The sequence below is a fragment of the Planococcus sp. APC 3900 genome (assembly GCF_030407735.1).
Lineage (GTDB): Bacteria > Bacillota > Bacilli > Bacillales_A > Planococcaceae > Planococcus > Planococcus notacanthi.
Window position 1 is genome coordinate 83,432 of sequence record NZ_JASDCT010000005.1, and the last position, 16,586, is coordinate 100,017.

Annotated in this window: 15 protein-coding genes; 3 read left to right on the forward strand and 12 right to left on the reverse strand. The window is 45.4% G+C overall.

Features of this window, described 5'->3' with window-relative positions:
- The first annotated feature begins 75 nt into the window (after positions 1-75).
- Positions 76-1,683 carry an ABC-F family ATP-binding cassette domain-containing protein gene (locus QMA04_RS11580; protein WP_191714369.1) on the forward strand — a complete coding sequence of 536 codons (1,608 nt, stop codon included), beginning with the start codon at positions 76-78 and terminating at the stop codon, positions 1,681-1,683.
- Between the two features lie 114 nt (positions 1,684-1,797).
- Here QMA04_RS11580 and QMA04_RS11585 read toward each other — a convergent pair whose 3' ends face one another.
- The 4 genes from QMA04_RS11585 to QMA04_RS11600 all read right to left on the reverse strand — a co-directional run bounded on the left by QMA04_RS11585 (position 1,798) and on the right by QMA04_RS11600 (position 3,439).
- Entirely contained in the window at positions 1,798-2,274 is a 477-nt protein-coding gene (locus tag QMA04_RS11585) for a YkvA family protein (RefSeq protein WP_191714368.1), read from the reverse strand.
- Positions 2,275-2,329: 55 nt separating this feature from the next.
- Positions 2,330-2,536, reverse strand: a complete 207-nt coding sequence (locus QMA04_RS11590; protein WP_191714367.1) for a cold-shock protein — start codon at positions 2,534-2,536, stop codon at positions 2,330-2,332.
- A gap of 221 nt (positions 2,537-2,757) precedes the next feature.
- Positions 2,758-2,958, reverse strand: coding sequence for a cold-shock protein (locus tag QMA04_RS11595; RefSeq protein WP_008428384.1), 201 nt, complete (start codon positions 2,956-2,958; stop codon positions 2,758-2,760).
- A gap of 184 nt (positions 2,959-3,142) precedes the next feature.
- The gene (locus tag QMA04_RS11600) at positions 3,143-3,439 is read right to left on the reverse strand and encodes a DUF1033 family protein (RefSeq protein WP_191714366.1); all 297 of its coding nucleotides are present in this window, start codon (positions 3,437-3,439) and stop codon (positions 3,143-3,145) included.
- 202 nt (positions 3,440-3,641) lie between these two features.
- Between QMA04_RS11600 and QMA04_RS11605 the strand changes: the two genes are divergently transcribed.
- Together QMA04_RS11605 and QMA04_RS11610 are read left to right on the forward strand one after the other, a co-directional pair.
- Positions 3,642-4,355: a 5-bromo-4-chloroindolyl phosphate hydrolysis family protein gene (locus tag QMA04_RS11605; RefSeq protein ID WP_191714365.1), complete on the forward strand. Its 714-nt coding sequence runs from the start codon at positions 3,642-3,644 to the stop codon at positions 4,353-4,355.
- Positions 4,327-5,505, forward strand: a complete 1,179-nt coding sequence (locus tag QMA04_RS11610; protein WP_191714364.1) for a toxic anion resistance protein — start codon at positions 4,327-4,329, stop codon at positions 5,503-5,505. The genes QMA04_RS11605 and QMA04_RS11610 overlap by 29 nt, the downstream gene beginning before the upstream one ends.
- Before the next feature lie 211 nt (positions 5,506-5,716).
- Here QMA04_RS11610 and QMA04_RS11615 read toward each other — a convergent pair whose 3' ends face one another.
- From QMA04_RS11615 to dapF, 8 genes are all read right to left on the reverse strand, one after another.
- Positions 5,717-7,570 carry a vWA domain-containing protein gene (locus QMA04_RS11615; RefSeq protein WP_290185932.1) on the reverse strand — a complete coding sequence of 618 codons (1,854 nt, stop codon included), beginning with the start codon at positions 7,568-7,570 and terminating at the stop codon, positions 5,717-5,719.
- Between the two features lie 9 nt (positions 7,571-7,579).
- Complete coding sequence (locus QMA04_RS11620) at positions 7,580-8,437, reverse strand: AAA family ATPase (protein WP_290185933.1); 858 nt, start codon at positions 8,435-8,437, stop codon at positions 7,580-7,582.
- 170 nt (positions 8,438-8,607) lie between these two features.
- Positions 8,608-8,805: a DUF6501 family protein gene (locus QMA04_RS11625; protein ID WP_203339575.1), complete on the reverse strand. Its 198-nt coding sequence runs from the start codon at positions 8,803-8,805 to the stop codon at positions 8,608-8,610.
- 137 nt (positions 8,806-8,942) lie between these two features.
- The gene (locus QMA04_RS11630) at positions 8,943-9,533 is read right to left on the reverse strand and encodes a DedA family protein (RefSeq protein ID WP_290185937.1); all 591 of its coding nucleotides are present in this window, start codon (positions 9,531-9,533) and stop codon (positions 8,943-8,945) included.
- Positions 9,534-9,622: 89 nt separating this feature from the next.
- Positions 9,623-10,885 carry a 2-oxoglutarate dehydrogenase complex dihydrolipoyllysine-residue succinyltransferase gene (gene odhB, locus QMA04_RS11635; RefSeq protein WP_191714359.1) on the reverse strand — a complete coding sequence of 421 codons (1,263 nt, stop codon included), beginning with the start codon at positions 10,883-10,885 and terminating at the stop codon, positions 9,623-9,625.
- Positions 10,886-10,909: 24 nt separating this feature from the next.
- Positions 10,910-13,720 (reverse strand): 2-oxoglutarate dehydrogenase E1 component, encoded by a 2,811-nt coding sequence (locus tag QMA04_RS11640; RefSeq protein ID WP_290185939.1) that lies wholly within the window; start codon positions 13,718-13,720, stop codon positions 10,910-10,912.
- A 243-nt stretch (positions 13,721-13,963) separates the two neighbouring features.
- Positions 13,964-15,610, reverse strand: a complete 1,647-nt coding sequence (locus tag QMA04_RS11645) for a sensor domain-containing diguanylate cyclase (RefSeq protein WP_290185940.1) — start codon at positions 15,608-15,610, stop codon at positions 13,964-13,966.
- Between the two features lie 18 nt (positions 15,611-15,628).
- Positions 15,629-16,582, reverse strand: a complete 954-nt coding sequence (gene dapF / locus QMA04_RS11650) for a diaminopimelate epimerase (RefSeq protein WP_290185942.1) — start codon at positions 16,580-16,582, stop codon at positions 15,629-15,631.
- Positions 16,583-16,586 lie beyond the last annotated feature (4 nt).

The window sequence follows — 16,586 nt, forward strand, 5'->3', positions numbered from 1 at the left end:
ACGGGCGATTGCTATCGATTTCCGTGGATTTCGTGGTATACTCTTCTTATTGTGAAATTTAGGAGGTACGTATAAATGATAGCTGTAAATGATGTGAGTCTTCGCTTTGGTGACCGCAAACTATTCGAAGATGTAAATATTCAATTCAACCCCGGCAATTGCTACGGATTGATTGGTGCCAATGGTGCCGGCAAATCGACGTTCATCAAAATTCTGTCAGGTGATCTTGAAGCGCAATCCGGAAATGTCTACATGGGATCAGGCGAACGCCTTGCTGTTCTAAAGCAAAACCATTTCGAATACGAAGAGTACGCGGTTCTGGAAACCGTCATTATGGGACATAAGAAATTATATGAAGTCATGTCCGAGAAAAATGCCATCTACATGAAAGAGGATTTCTCTGATGAAGATGGGATGCGTGCAGCCGAGCTCGAAGGCGAATTCGCTGAATTGAACGGTTGGGAAGCTGAATCTGAAGCGGCTATTTTGTTGCAGGGCCTTGGCATTTCTGAAGACCTCCATGACAAGAAAATGTCCGAACTTTCCGGTTCCGATAAAGTGAAAGTGCTTTTGGCACAAGCTTTGTTCGGCAAACCTGATGTTCTCTTGCTGGATGAGCCTACCAACCATCTGGACTTGAAAGCCATCCAATGGCTTGAAGAATTCCTGATCAACTTTGACAACACCGTCATCGTTGTCTCGCATGACCGTCACTTCCTCAACAAAGTATGTACGCATATTGCCGACCTTGACTTCGGAAAAATTCAATTGTATGTAGGAAACTACGACTTCTGGTACGAATCAAGCCAATTGGCAACACGTTTGGCATCGGATCAAAACTCGAAGAAAGAGGAGAAGATCAAAGAGCTTCAAGCCTTTATCGCCCGCTTCTCCGCAAACGCTTCGAAATCGAAGCAAGCGACGTCACGGAAGAAAATGCTTGATAAAATCGAGCTGGATGATATCCGCCCTTCTTCACGTAAGTATCCGTTCGTCAACTTCACCATCGGCCGGGAAATCGGCAACGATGTGTTGACTGTCAAAGATGTCAGCCAAACTGTTGACGGCAATAAATTATTGAACAATATCAGCTTTAACTTAAACAAAGACGACAAAATCGTCTTGATCGGTGATCCGCTTGCAAAATCAGCGCTTCTGCGTATTCTCGCAGAAGAAGACCAACCGGAATCCGGTTCGGCTCGCTGGGGAGTTACGACTTCACGCGCTTACTTGCCGATCGACAACACTTCCTATTTTGAAGGAAGCGAAACGTCATTGGTCGACTGGCTTCGCCAGTACTCACCAGAAGACGAAAGCGAAACCTTCCTTCGCGGCTTCCTCGGCAGAATGCTGTTCTCCGGCGAAGAAGTGAAAAAGAAACCTTCTGTTTTATCCGGTGGCGAAAAAGTACGCTGCATGCTTTCAAAAATGATGCTGTCGCACGCTAACGTCCTGTTATTGGATGAACCGACCAACCACTTGGATCTTGAATCGATCCAGGCTTTGAACAATGGCATGATCGCCTTCAAAGGCGCTATGGTCTTCACTTCCCATGACCATCAGTTTATCCAGACAGTTGCAAACCGCGTGATTGAAATCCGTGAAGACGGAACGATCCTCGACAAGCAATTGACTTATGATGAATTTTTGGAATGGAAAGATACACAAGGCATCACCAACTAATCCAACTACCCGCAACAGCCCGCTCGGTTAAACGAGCAGGGCTGTTGCTTTTTTAATACAGAAAAACAGGCAAAACCGCGGATGTCTTCACATCCTTGGCTTTGCCTGTTGGTTTTATTTGGTGAAACGTTTCACTAAACGGCCTGCAGGCAATTTGGAAACGTATTTATTTCCTGAGTTGGAGACTTTTTTGACAAGCGCCAATAAATCTTCATCTCCTGCCCAATGCTCGGTGATGACTTCTGTCGGGAATTTATTTAAAAGCGTATTGATGACAAATACGGCCACGACAACATCGTCGAGAAATCCGCCTGGCCCTACAAGAATTTCCGGCATAAAATCAATCGGTGCGATAAAATACATAATACCGGCACCAACTGCCGCTTTGCTCTTCGCATCAATCCGTCCGTCCAGCATCATCTTCGTCAGCAAGTGAAAAAGGTCTGGAGCGAAAAGAACATATCCGCTGACTGTTCCAACCACTCCGGGTTTATTGTCTACCCATTTCTGGACTTTCGCCCGGAGCTTCTGGTAGAAATCCTGTTGTTTTTCTTCGCTTGGCATCGGTTTTTTTAAGTATTCATTCGTCATTTGAATGTCCCCCCTCCATCTTACTTCTGTGCAACTATCACTTTTGGCTTGACCATCAGAATACCAATGTTACATTTGTCGCTACACGCTCTTTATCGGCTACGCCTTGATAGACGGTGAATTTCACCGGTTGTCCAGGATTCAGTTTCCGGAGGCCATCTACATTGATATTGATCTCTTCGAAAAAGAAATCTTCGCCGTTGTCTCCAGTAATCATGCCTACACCTTTGGTTTCATCAAACGATTTTACTTTGCCTTCCATACTTAAAACCTCCCATATTCTCGTTATCCAGTCTTTTATTTATACCCTGACAAGTCTGAATAAAAACCTTCACGGCAAGAACCGGGAACAAATGGACTTCCTTCACTTCTTTAAAGAAAGGAGTAGAATGAAATAAAGAACCCGGAGCAGGAAAAGCATACAGGATTTTCGCTGAATTGATGCAAAAAAAGAACCACTCTGGAGAGAGTGGTTCTTGGACATTAGACTTTAGTTACGTTAGTAGCTTGTGGTCCGCGGTTTCCTTCTTCAACTTCGAATTCAACGCGTTGTCCTTCGTCAAGTGTTTTAAAGCCTTCGCCTTGGATAGCTGAGAAGTGTACGAATACATCGTCTCCGCCTTCAACTTCGATAAACCCGAAGCCTTTTTCTGAGTTAAACCATTTTACTGTTCCTTCTTGCATGTAAATTACCTCCTGTGGTAAAAAAATTTTCAATATGGAATCTTTTCAAATAAAAAAATTCACATATTCCCAAAAGTACCATCACTTGCTGATCACTTTTGGGAATGCGTGAATAGCGGTAATTGGTCAAGATTTCATGTTGTTACTATCAGTATAGCAAATTGACTACAAAAGTCAAATAAATCTAAAAACTTATCTTTGGAACCCCATCCACTAGCCATATAAGACTATGAAAAATCTGCAGATCTTCTTCGCACTTTTCGCAATATTCCATTTCTTCCTCATTCCAGTAAGCATCAAAAGCTAAATCCCGTTTTTCATGATTGGCAAATTGCAGACTGAAAGCCTGCTTCTGTTCTTCCAAATAACGCTGTGCTTCCTCGTCAGAAGAGAATTGTTGAAGAGAGACGATTTTTTCTTTCCAGTCATCAAACATCCACCAAGGTTCATAATCTGCTCGAGTGTAGACAATTTCATGCATAGTTCCAGCCCCATTTCTTCCTAATTAGCATTTTGCCAAATATTTTACAGCTTGTAAAGCGTTTTGCATGATATTTTCAAGAGATTCGAAAGTTTGTATTGACATGCAGTTTCACGTAAAATATAAGGTAGAGCAAGCACCGAAACGAAACTTTTCGGTGTCCAGGACGTATAGTTAAGTAGCAATAAAGGAGGTCCATTGCATGAAGCCCTTAAAGCCGATTGAAAATTTCATCAAAAGGCAATCCGTCAGCCTGCCTCTCATGACTGTGATGTTTCCGGTCCTTTATTTGGGTGCAGAGATCGGATTGATCGCATCTGGAGCCGTGGCAGCTGGAACCTATCTTGCCAGCAACACGACCATCAAGCAAGTTCAACTCTCATCAGACTCCAAAAATCTCGGGATGACCCGCAGTGAATTTAAAAATGTCAGAAACCAGATAAAAGAAGGCAAAGATAAAATCAAACAGCTTCAAAGCAATTATTATAAAGTCCGTTCCATTTCATCTTTCAAGCAATTGATGGATATGACAAAGATTGCGAATAAAATCATTACAGTGGTCCAACAAAACCCCAGAAAATTCTACTTGGCTGAGCCGTTCTTCTATTCCCATCTGGATTCAGCGATTGAATTGACGGAGAAATACACTTTATTGGTTGGGCAGCCTGTCAAAGACCGCGACATGCGCGTCGCTTTGCAGGACACCCGGGAAATGCTGTTGTCGCTCAATAAAGTGATGGAACAAGATCTGAAGCAAGTTCTATCCAGCGATGTCGAAAGACTCCGTATGGAATTGGATTACGCCCAATTGGCTGTCGATAAGCACAATAACAAGCAACAGAAATTACTCGTTCAGCCAGAGCCTGAACACGAGGGAGACGTGGAAGATGACAGAGAAACCATCAACTCGAAGTGAATTGGATGATTTATTGGAATCGCCTTTTGGCATGCAATTGGAAAAGCAGGAGCAGTCGGTAGCTGAACAGGCAGAAGGGCGCCCTGTCGCTTTAATGGATCGCTTAACGAAAGAAGAGCAAGCGAAAGCACGGGAGCTCGCCAAGCAAATTCCCGTCGGCAATAACGAAGCGATTCTCACATACGGTGCCAATGCCCAAAATCAGCTGAGCCAGTTTTCGCATAAAATGCTCGATCATGTGCAGCGCAAAGACATCGGCCCTGTCGGTGACGTGCTCCACGATCTAATGAAGAAACTGGAAGAACTGAATCCTGAAGAATTGACGCAAGGGAAAAAATCAGGCATCCGCAAGCTTTTTTCGAAAGCCAAGTATTCAGTTCAGGAAATGATGACCAAATACCAGAAGCTCAGCACACAAGTCGACCGCATCAGCATCCAGCTCGACCATTCCAAACGCGGACTGCTTGATGATGTCCAGATGCTTGAGCAACTCTATGACCAGAACAAAACGTATTTCCAGGCATTGAATGTCTATATCGCTGCTGCTGAATTGAAGCGCGATGAAATCATGAGCGAAACGATCCCTGCCCTCCGCAAAAAAGCAGAGAGTTCTCAGGATCAAATGGTTTATCAGGAAGTCAACGACATGATGCAATATGTCGACCGTCTGGAAAAACGGCTGTATGACCTGCAGCTGTCGCGCCAAATCACCATCCAAAGCGCACCGCAGATCCGAATGATTCAACAGACCAACCAAACCTTGGCGGAAAAGATCCAGTCATCCATCATGACGTCGATTCCATTATGGAAAAACCAAATCGCCATTGCGTTGACCTTGAATAAACAGATGAAAGCTGTCGAAGCGCAAAAACAAGTTACGTCTACCACCAATGACCTGCTTTTGAAAAACTCTGAGATGCTGAAGATGAATTCGATTGAAACTGCCCGTGAAAATGAGCGTGGCATCGTTGAAATCGATACGTTGAAGAAAACGCAGGAAAACCTGCTCGAAACCATCGAAGAAACATTGAAGATCCAAGCGGAAGGCCGCAGAAACCGCAAAGCCGCCGAGCTCGAAATCGGCCGCATGGAAGAAGACTTGAAACAGCGCCTTCTGGCGATCCACGATGGCAATGAAAACAACCAATAACAGCAAATCCCCGGAAGCTCCATCGCTTCCGGGGATTTTTTTCTGTGTTTTATTTGTATGGAAAGTATTTCAACAGATTCAGCAAGTATTTGAGTGCCAACGGAAAGTATTCCGGCTATTTTGGAAAGTATTTTATGCTTGTCGGAAAGTAAATCCTTATATTGGAAGTCAATCTTCGAAAAGGCCCGTATTAGCCGGAAACAATGAAAAATCATCCCGCCTGGATCACCAGATGCAAACTCCTTTTCAGCAGGCGCAGCGTCTGTTCGACAAATTGTTCGAGAGAATCGGCACTGACGGATTTATTGCCATACATCATCCGGTAAAACGCCGCTTGTTCTTCTGTAATGGAATCGCCGCTCAAAAACAGATGCAGCACTTCAATGCCTTGCTTTTTCGCCTCCGAAACAGCGTTTGCCGTATCCACTACGCCGTTTTCAGCGTAATTGTAGGCAGATGGCTCCCCATCGGAAAAGACCAGTAAAAAGCGGTGTTTTTCGGTCCGCCGTTTCAGCCGGCTGTTCATCCAGCGTATGGCAAAACCATCCCGATTGTCTTCATGCGCATCCAGTGAGGCAATTTCCTGTGCATGGTCTCTGCCCCGGTCTTCGAATTTATGCATCCACTGAAAATAATTCGGCTGTTCGGCATCACTTGCCTCGTACGCATCTTCATAGAACAGGACGATTTCATGAGGCACATCCAAGCCTCTTAACACATCGTGGAAAAGCAGGACAGCCTGCTTGGTCTCATCCAGCTTGTCGATCATGGAAGCCGAGCCATCAATCAACAGACAGAAGACCGCATCCAGTTCTTTGGAAGGCGCTGTTTTCCGGTAGAAAGGTTTAGGCCGTTCTTCAATCACCAACGGCATCAGTTTTTTCGACAGCCTGCCTGCGTTCAAATTGCTGCGGACTCCTTCCTGCCTTTGCGTCATGCGCTTTTTCAATTCTTTCAGCAAAGCCCGCACATACGGTGCTTGTTTGTTTCGCCAGGCTTCGATCTCCAGGCGATGGTCTCTTTCTGCCAGCAACCTGGACTCGTGGTATACGACCTGATCATTGGCAGATCCGAATCGACCTTCCGCTTTTTTCGGCTTGCTTGCCATCTGCCGATCTTCTGCATCACTGTCTTCCAAATGTTCTCCGCTTGAATCTCCTTTGGCGGTCTGTTGGACGTCTGCTGTGCCTTCTTCTTCCCTGCCGCCTTCTGCCAATTGGGAATCTCCACGTTCGAGCTCAAACTCCATTGCTGGCGCTTCGCTCTTTTCAGTCTCCCTGTGCCAGGCTTGGAACCATTCCTCAATGGTCTCAATTTCTTCAGGTTCTTCTGACTCTTCGGCATCAATGCCTTCGTGATAATGAAACGGCGGAGCTTTATCTGCTGCCTCGCCAAATGTGTAGTACGTATGCAAAGCATCCGACTCCAGCAGAAATTCAACCCGGTCCATAATCCGATTCACTACTTTTACGGAGTCCATCGTCGTTCTTGCATCAAATAACTCGGTCCAGATGAATGATAAAGCATTGAAACGCTCTCCAGCATTCACTTCGACACCGCGCAAACTCAAATAAGCCGCATTGATCAACAAATCGCTTGTAAAGCCTTTTTTCAGATTCTGCTGGAATTGATCTTCGTGATAATCGGTGTAAACAGCTTCCCTCGTATCGAAAGCTGCAGCCGTTCCGGGACGTGCCGCTTTTATCTTCTCGGACAGCCGAAACTCTTCTGCACACAATAATAATTGTTCCCTTAAACTCGGCAAAGCGGTATCCACTTGTTTGAAACGGCGCCATGCACCGAAGCTGAAATCGCGCCAATAGCCTGCTGCCATCAAATAGATATCCGACAAGTAACCGTTGCGCTCGATCCGTTTTGTGCGGTGCCGCCAAAACACACTGATGGACATGGCGGATTCAGATGGCCGCAGTTCCACCAATTTGCGTGTCGTCAACTTCAAATAAGGGGCATCCGCCAACGCACCGGCAAGCAACTCCATTTGATGAAGCATTTTCGTATCGATGGTTTCGTTATTGAATTGGATAAAGCGATTGACTGATGCCATCTTTTCCACCTACTTTTTCCAAGTATGAGCCAAGTCCATGAACAAATCGCGTTCACTTTCATCTTCCAACTTTTCGGCAATCGCGTATCGCACGGCGCGCAGCGGATCCATGTATTGGGCCAGTGCCGTAGCATCCAGCAAACTGCGGATCGAAGCGGCTTCTTCCGACAACAAACCATTCTTCACTTGCTTCATCAAGTCTTCCGCCAGATTCAGCATAAACGACTTCAGAGTTGCGTCTGCATCCGGAAATTCACGGTTCCAAAGCTCTGCAAGCTGCTGGCCGGTCAAATAAGGAATCGGATACGCAATAAAGCGGTTCTTCAACGCTTCATTCATCGGTGCCGTGCCGATATAGCCTTCATTGATCGCTGAAATGACGCCGAAATCCGGATGGGCTTCAATCACTTCTCCGGTAAACGGATTGGTCATCATGCGGCGATGATCCAGCGCGCTGTGCAGAATCGGCAGCGTTTCGGCTTTGGCCATATTGATTTCATCAATATATAGGAAATGGCCTTTTTTCATGGCAGTTACGACAGGCCCTTCTACAAACTCGATAACGCTTTGGCCATCCCGCTGCACCAAAGTCTTAAAGCCCAATAGCGCTTCAGCATCGAGGTCAACCGAGCAGTTGATGCTTTGCATCGGCTGTCCGAAAAGAGCCGATATGCTTTCAGCCAGCTTGGTCTTGCCTGCTCCGGTCGGCCCTTTCAGCAATACAGGCTTGCGCAATACCACTGCTGACAGAATATCCTGCCAGAGATGGTTATCGGGAGCAATATAACCCGGCTTTCCGATTAATTTAGTGTAATCTTCATGTCTCCGTTCTTTACGCTTCGTGATATCCTGTTCAATCAATGACATTCTTATTCCTTCTTTCCACAGAAAAAGCCGATGTGAATCCATCGGCTTTTTGACATTCTTTATGGCTGGCAGCAGCCAATTGTACCGGCAAAAGTCGCCGCTATTCGGTTGTCCCGCATTAACGGGCAGCAATGGAAAAAATTCTCTCTATTGCTGAAGATTTCTTTTGATCACTCGAAATACGTTTTGTAGAATCCGCCAATTTTGCCCGTGTTATCCACGACAAAAATGAATTCTTCGGTTTCGTTTTTCACTTCGTATTCTTTGCCTACAGTCAGCACATTGGAAACCAAAAACTTAGCTGCGTCGGTATGTTTGCATGTGACCGTTTTGATTGTTTCTTTTTCCAGCCATTCGTTGTGAATCATCGTCCTCATCCTTTTCTATCTGTCTATCCTTCAGTATAAGGAAAACCCCGGTTAATTTCAAACCGGCTCCTGAAAATCTATTGTTCCTGCACCACCGATATACCTAAAAGATAAAACACCTTAATTTTCGAGACGTTTCACTTTTTCGTAAACTTTGCGCTATACAAATAGCGCAGCAGGGCCGCTACTACAATAAGGACCGACACCAAGACCAAAAAACCCTGCAGGTGTTCAAGAATGGTCTGATAAGCATAAGGGAACATCCTGCCAATATTAAAGTAGATGAACATCCAGACAAAGCCGGCTGTATAAGCAAACATCAAATAGCGCATAAATGGAAAGCGGTTGGCTCCGACGACATATGGCATAGCCCAACGGATTCCCGGCAGGAAAAAACTGAAAGCGATCGCCCATTCCCCATGCTTTTCAAGAAAAGCACTAAAGCGGCTGATTGGGCCATGCAGGCGCGTCTTGTTCAATCGGTTCAACAGCCGGTGCCCCAAACTGCGGCCGATAAAGTAGGCAAACGTATTACTGGTGACCAAACCCAAATAAGCGGAAAGAAAAGCATAGACCGGCTTAAAATAACTGATTTCCGTCAACACGCCTGAAAATGCCGCAGCCACTTCATTGGGAATCGGCAGTCCGAACAGCAACAGCCAATTAAAGACGAACATGCTGAAATAACCGTATTCCTTCACTAATTCAATAAAAAATGAGATATCCATGGATTTCTACCGCCTTTAGGCTGTTCTTATCCTTATGATGACAAAAAAAAGATAGTCCTGCAATGCAGGACTATCAGAGTGATCAATTCTTAAGATTCAAGCAACAAATCTTCAGGGTTTTCGATCATATCTTTAACCATTTTCAAGAAGCCTACAGAATCGCTTCCGTCAATGACACGGTGATCATAAGAAAGTGCAACGTACATCATCGGACGGATTTGGACTTCGTCGCCGATAGCAACAGGACGTTTTTGGATTGTGTGCATTCCAAGAATACCAACCTGTGTTCCGTTCAAAATCGGTGTAGACATCAATGATCCGAATACCCCACCATTAGTGATCGTGAATGAACCACCTGACATATCAGCAATTGAAAGCTTTTTATCGCGTGCTTTAGTCGCAAGTTCACCGATAGTTGCTTCAATTTCAGCGAAGTTCTTTTTGTCCGTGTCGCGAACGATCGGTACAACAAGGCCTTCTTCAGTTGAAACAGCAATCCCGACATCATAGAACTGTTTCAGAAGGACATCTGTCCCGTCCAATTCAGCGTTGACATATGGGTATTTTTTCAATGCAGCTGTAACAGCTTTAGTGAAGAATGACATGAAGCCAAGTTTCACGTCGTTATTTTTAAGGAATTGGTCTTTTTTGCGGCTGCGCAATGCCATCACGTTTGTCATGTCAATTTCGTTGAATGTAGTCAACATGGCAGTTGATTGTCTTACTTCAAGCAGACGTTTTGCAATCGTTTGACGGCGTCTTGTCATTTTTTCACGGATGATGCGGCCATTTTCTTCATCAGAAGAAGGAGCTGCAGCTTTTGGTGCTTCCGCTTTTGCAGCAGGAGCGCTTGCAGCCGGTTTTGATCCGTGAGCTTCTACGTCCTGAACGCGTACACGGCCCATTGGGTCAACTGGCGTGATAGCAGCCAAGTCGATTCCTTTTTCGCGTGCTAATTTGCGTGCAGCAGGGCTTGCGATTGTCCGGTCAGAAGAAGATTGCTCTTCAGCCGCTGGATCTTTTTCAACAGGCTCTTGAGTTGCAGGAGCTTCTGTTTTAGCTGGTTCTTCGGATTTTTGTGGAGCTTCTTCAGCTTTAGGTGCTGCAGCTTCGCCAGAACCTTCGCCGACGATTGCGATTACTTGTCCAACTTCAACTGTATCGCCTTCTTGCGCTAAATGTTCTTGAACGACTCCAGCTTCTTCGGAAATAACTTCAACGTTAACTTTATCCGTTTCCAATTCAACGATGAATTCTCCTTTTTCAACTGTTTCGCCTGGCTGTTTAAGCCACTGAGCGATTGTTCCTTCTGTAATCGATTCTGCTAATTCTGGTACTTTGATCTCTGCCACAAAAAATTCCTCCTTAGATTATCCTTACAATTTAGCTAATGCTTCATCAATGATGCGTGCTTGTTCAACTTTATGCGCTTCTCCATCGCCTTCTGCAGGGCTTTGGCGCTGAATACGTCCGTAATATTTCACTTCTTTGCCGTCTGCCGCTTCACGCAGGTATGGATCCGCAAATGTCCATGAACCCATGTTTTGAGGCTCTTCCTGTACCCAAGCCAATTCCTTGGCATTCGGGTAACGGTCAACGATGGCTTTGATTTTTTCGGATGGGAATGGATACAGCTGCTCGACGCGGACAATATGCGCCCACTCGTAGCCTTTTCCATCTTTTACCCGTTCTGCTAAATCAATCGCCATTTTCCCGCTCGCAAACAGAATGCGTTTCACTTTTTTAGCATCTTTGCCCATGTTCGGTTGTTCGATGATTGTCTGGAAGTTGCCTTCTGTCAAATCAGCTACATCCGCACCAACTAGAGGGTGACGAAGCAACGATTTCGGTGAAACGATGATTAATGGGCGAATCGACTCTTCTCCAAGCATTTTAGCCTGACGGCGTAAAATGTGGAAATAGTTTGCTGCACTTGAAAGGTTTGCAACCGTCCAGTTGTTTTCAGCAGCCATTTGAAGGTGTCTTTCCAAGCGGGCACTCGAGTGCTCAGGTCCTTGTCCTTCATAGCCGTGCGGCAATAGCATGACCAATCCGGATTTTTGTCCCCATTTTGCGCGTCCCGCTGAAATGAACTGATCGAACATCATCTGTGCCATGTTGGCGAAATCGCCGTATTGGGCTTCCCAGATGACAAGCGCTTTGTCGTTTTCAACATTGTAGCCATATTCGAAGCCAAGTACAGATGCTTCACTAAGCGGGCTGTTGTAGACGACAAACGATGCTTTAGCATCTGAGATGTGATGCAACGGCACAAGTTCATTGCCGTTCTTTTCATCATGCAGTACAAGATGGCGATGAGCGAATGTTCCGCGCTGCGCATCCTGGCCAGTCAAACGAATCGGATTGCCTTCTTGCAGGATCGTACCGAATGCAAGCGTTTCAGCATGTGCCCAGTCAATCTTGCCTTTGCCGTTGAACGGATCTTCACGGCGTTTCAGAATGCGCGCCAACTTGCCGAATGCAGAGAAATCACTTGGCCAAGACAGCAATTCTTCGTTCATCTTCGTCAGAACATCTTTGTCGATGCCTGTCGGAACTTCAGGATAGCCATTCAAGACGCCGTCAGGAATCTCGACTTTCGGGAAATCCGCAGATTTATTTTCTTTGACTCTATCGTAAGCTTCCTGCATTTCTTTCTGTATATCTGCATCAAGCTGTTTAACATCGTCTTCAGCTAATACGTTTTCTGCTGACAGCTGTTTTCCGTAAATTTCACGGACTGTATCGTGCTGGTGGATGCCATGGTACATCGTTGGGTTTGTCACCAACGGCTCATCCATTTCGTTATGGCCATAACGGCGGTAACCGATCAAATCAATCAGAATGTCTTTGCCGAATTTCTCACGGTATTCAAACGCCAACCGTGCCACAGCGACAACCGCTTCTGGCTCATCTGCATTGACGTGGATAACAGGAACTTCATAGCCTTTTGCAGGATCTGAAGAATAATGCGTCGATCTTGAATCAAACTGCTCTGTCGTAAAGCCGATCAGGTTATTGGCGATGATGTGGATTGATCCACCTGTCTGGTAGCCTTTAACACGGCTGAAGTTCAACGTTTCAGTCACGATGCCTTGGCCAGGGAATGCCGCATCCCCGTGAACAAGAATCGAGTAGGATTTATTAGGATCCATAGCTGCTACACCAGGTTTATCCGTAAGCTCTTGCGCCGCACGTGTCTGTCCTGCAACGATCGGGCTGACGATTTCAAGGTGTGAGGGATTATAGGCAAGTTTGATACTTGTCCCTTTTTCCGATTTAAAGGCTGCGCCCATATGGTATTTTACATCCCCGAACCAGCCTTTGGTGATTTGAAGTGAGCCGTCTTCTGGAAGGAATGCGTCATCTCCAACATGCGCAAAACCGGCAAACATCATTTCATACGGTTTGTTCAAGATATGCGTAAGCACATTTAAACGGCCGCGATGCGCCATTCCGATCATGATGTCTTGAGTGCCCGCAGACTCAGAAAGTCGGACCAGTTCATCCATCAACACAACAAGTGAATCCACGCCCTCAATAGAAAAGCGTTTTTGGCCGACAAACGTGCGATGTACAAACTTCTCGAAGCCTTCTACACGCGTCAACAAGTCCAAGACTTGTTTCTTTTTGTCTGCATCCAACTTGGGTTTGACTTCCCCAGCTTCAATTTTTTCTTGCAGCCAGCTGCGTTCCTGCGGCTGGATTACATGGGAAAATTCAAAAGCGACTTTATCCGTATAAAGCGATTTCAAATAATTAACCGCTTCCAGACCGTTTGCAATGCCGTTTGGTGCATTAGTCAGAAGTAATGATACCGGTACTTCTTTTAAATCCTGTTCAGTCAAGCCGTATGTAGAAGGCTCCAGACGTGAAGTATCTTTGGGCTGATCTTTCAGCGGATAGATATCCGATGCCAGATGGCCATGAGCGCGGATTGCTTCAGCCAATTGAACAGCAGCCAAGACTTTTTGGAAATTATTAGGTTCAACAGTTTCTGCAACTGCAGTTTGTTGACCTGTGGTTGCTTCAACAGGTGGCCCATACTGTTTGAAAAGCTCAACGTATTCTGGATCAAGTAATTCCGGTGATTCTTGATACAGGTCATACATTTCCATTATGTACCCTAAGTTAGGACCAGTAATGGAACTCCATGGGGATTTTGCATCTGAATAATTGCTAGACATTAAAAAAACCTCCAACTATTTGTTTGACGGCAGTCACTTAATTTGTATATGTCTTGTCTATATTATCACGCATCCCACTAGACATAAAGCAGAAGGCGTTTTAGCAAGAAAAGTTTAAAATTCCCTATCAATCTTACTACTTCCCCAATAAAAAACAAGGCTTTTCGTGAAAATTTTCACACAGTCTGATTTAAATCGTTTTTATCCATTTTATAGGTTCCTTTTTGCATCCGAACCTTGCCGTTAAAGGGATGAGTACAGGAAGAAACTCCCTTTTCCGCTGCTTTTAGCTAAGTAGAGGGCGGCATCTGCTTTTTTGACCAATTCTTCAAAATTATTGCCGTGCATCGGAAAAATGGAAATGCCGGCCGATGAAGTCGGGGTGAACCAATGGCCATTGATTTTCCAGCCTTCTGAAAGTGCGTGATTGATGCGGCTGATGACTTTTTCAATCAGCACTTGGCTTTCTTCCGGTGCCAGGCCGAACAGTGCGACCAGAAATTCATCGCCTCCGACACGTGCAACCAAATCTTCTTTGCGGATGCTGTTTTTTATCGCCTGGCCGAAATGGTAGATGAAATCGTCGCCGACGTCATGGCCATATTGGTCATTGATGGATTTAAAATCGTCTCCATCAATGTACAGAAGGGCAATGTATTCTCCTTTTTCAGCCGCTTCTTGTTTCAGCTTTTCAAATTGCTGAACCATCATTCGCCGGTTCGGCAATTTCGTCAAGCCGTCATGATAGGCCATATAACGGAGTTGCTCTTCCAACTGTTTGCGTTCCGTCACGTCAAAAAGAATCGACAAGACTTGATAAATTTGTCCTTCCACATCAATCAACGGAATGATTGTGGCATCTACCCAGAACAGAACGCCATTTTTCTTCAAGCTGCGGATCTGCCCGCGCCAAATTTTCCCTTTCCAGACAACCGCGCGGATTTTTTCATATTCTTCCGTCGATATGACCGCTTTTCCTATGGTAGAGATGTTGACGCCGATCAATTCTTCCGGCTGGTATCCTGTGAGTTCACTAAAATTTTCATTAACGAATTCTATGTTACCAGATACACTCCACATCGCGACAAGTGCTGCGTAATTAAGTGCATCCTTGTAGCTCTCCAGAATATTCTCGGTTTTTTTGAGTTCATTCCTCAAAAGCAGTTCACTGGTCAATTCCCTTAATACGACATGAAATGCCCGAATGATGCCATTTTCATTGATGGGTGAATAGCTGGCTGAAAACTTCGCTACCGTACCATCCTGCTTTCGTCGTTTCATAATCAGCGAAGTGCTTTTTGCGCCCGGTTTAAACTGTTCCAGCAGAAGTTTGCCGGGTCTGAACAGCTCCTTATGGTCATCAGAGAGCTCATCGTAATAACGGTTGACCCATTCATCCTTCTTCACTCCGAACGCTTTTTCATAAGCCGGATTCAAGTCAATGACCATATACTCGGCCGATATCATAATCATGGGATCCACAGAGTTTTGAACCAGTGACTCGTAGAATAAATAATCTTCTTCTATTTTCTTCTGCGCTGCTACATTTTTCGTTACCGCCAGCACAAATCGCTGCCCTTTGAAATCAATGGGCGTCAATTCGGTTTCCATCGCGGTCTCACGGTCGCTGAATAAACTGTAATCGCGGTATATATGGTTCTTGCCCGCTTTCAATGCAATCAGGTACTGTTTTTTGATCTCCCTTGTCAGCTCAGGCGGCATGCTGTCTTCCAGCGTCGTGCCCACCAATTCTTTCTTGAAAATATTGAAACATACCGGATTGACGTAGACATACTCAAACGTCTCATCGATCTGTTTCATAAAATAGACCGGATCTTTTGATTTTCTGTAGAGCAGATCCAGCTGTTCTATTGCAAAAGGGTTAGGCATCCGTTTCACCGCTTTCCATCATACGAATTGTTTAGAGACAGTTGATACCTCTTCAATAAATTCATTATAACGTCGCTGTTCTTCTAAAGATTCGCTTGAAAGGATTCGACTGTCAGTTCCGGCTCCTTGCCAGTCGAATTTGGCTGTCGACAAATAAGTCGCATTGCCTGTCAATTGAAGGCGGATGTCATCTCCTTCGACAGCCACCGCACATTTGACCATTCCTCCAGGATTGTAAACAGCCACATCGCCATACGGCACCAGGCCTGCCATGCAGCTGATCATCGCCGAAGCTGTCATCGCTGTTCCGCAGGCATTGGTGAAGCCGACTCCGCGTTCATAGGTCCGGACAAAAATACCATCATCCATAGGCGTTACGTAACTGACGTTGACGCCATCAGAAAAATAATCATTGGTGCCGTTGAAATACTGCGCCCACTTCTGCTGGTGGCTGGTATCTTTCTGCAATTCAGGCGGCACGATGCCGATCAGATGCGGATTAGGTACCGCTACTGCAGAAAATGGAATCTCTTCTGATACGAATGGCAAAGGTTTCGCTATCCACTCGGTATGGTTAGCCAGCTTCATCGGCAGACTGCTCAATGAAAAAGAAACGGGTGATATTTCCACGGCATAGGTTTCGATGCCTTCGTTCAAAGTTTCTTCTTTTTTCACGCGCAGTGAAGCTTTCATCGTCTCTACGACCGCCTCCTGCACCCCGTCGCGTTCACAAACATAACGGGCGACACAGCGAAGGCCATTGCCGCACATGGAAGCTTCTGAACCATCATTATTAAAGACGCGCATTTTCGCATGCGCAACAGAAGAAGGCAAAATCACCAGAATTCCGTCGATTTCCGGATCTAATTCCGACAGCTGGACAGCTATTTGCGCAAAATCTTCACGCTCAGCCGTTTCAAACATATAGAAGGTATTCATTGAACCATGAACTTTTATCAATGTCATTTCCATTTTC

What these genes read in the sequence shown, in the direction of transcription:
- QMA04_RS11580 (WP_191714369.1), top strand. Translation starts at nt 76, where the DNA reads ATGATAGCTGTAAATGATGTGAGTCTTCGCTTTGGTGACCGCAAACTA.
- QMA04_RS11585 (WP_191714368.1), bottom strand. Translation starts at nt 2,274, where the DNA reads ATGACGAATGAATACTTAAAAAAACCGATGCCAAGCGAAGAAAAACAA.
- QMA04_RS11590 (WP_191714367.1), bottom strand. Translation starts at nt 2,536, where the DNA reads ATGGAAGGCAAAGTAAAATCGTTTGATGAAACCAAAGGTGTAGGCATG.
- QMA04_RS11595 (WP_008428384.1), bottom strand. Translation starts at nt 2,958, where the DNA reads ATGCAAGAAGGAACAGTAAAATGGTTTAACTCAGAAAAAGGCTTCGGG.
- QMA04_RS11600 (WP_191714366.1), bottom strand. Translation starts at nt 3,439, where the DNA reads ATGCATGAAATTGTCTACACTCGAGCAGATTATGAACCTTGGTGGATG.
- QMA04_RS11605 (WP_191714365.1), top strand. Translation starts at nt 3,642, where the DNA reads ATGAAGCCCTTAAAGCCGATTGAAAATTTCATCAAAAGGCAATCCGTC.
- QMA04_RS11610 (WP_191714364.1), top strand. Translation starts at nt 4,327, where the DNA reads ATGACAGAGAAACCATCAACTCGAAGTGAATTGGATGATTTATTGGAA.
- QMA04_RS11615 (WP_290185932.1), bottom strand. Translation starts at nt 7,570, where the DNA reads ATGGCATCAGTCAATCGCTTTATCCAATTCAATAACGAAACCATCGAT.
- QMA04_RS11620 (WP_290185933.1), bottom strand. Translation starts at nt 8,437, where the DNA reads ATGTCATTGATTGAACAGGATATCACGAAGCGTAAAGAACGGAGACAT.
- QMA04_RS11625 (WP_203339575.1), bottom strand. Translation starts at nt 8,805, where the DNA reads ATGATTCACAACGAATGGCTGGAAAAAGAAACAATCAAAACGGTCACA.
- QMA04_RS11630 (WP_290185937.1), bottom strand. Translation starts at nt 9,533, where the DNA reads ATGGATATCTCATTTTTTATTGAATTAGTGAAGGAATACGGTTATTTC.
- QMA04_RS11640 (WP_290185939.1), bottom strand. Translation starts at nt 13,720, where the DNA reads ATGTCTAGCAATTATTCAGATGCAAAATCCCCATGGAGTTCCATTACT.
- QMA04_RS11645 (WP_290185940.1), bottom strand. Translation starts at nt 15,610, where the DNA reads ATGCCTAACCCTTTTGCAATAGAACAGCTGGATCTGCTCTACAGAAAA.
- dapF (WP_290185942.1), bottom strand. Translation starts at nt 16,582, where the DNA reads ATGGAAATGACATTGATAAAAGTTCATGGTTCAATGAATACCTTCTAT.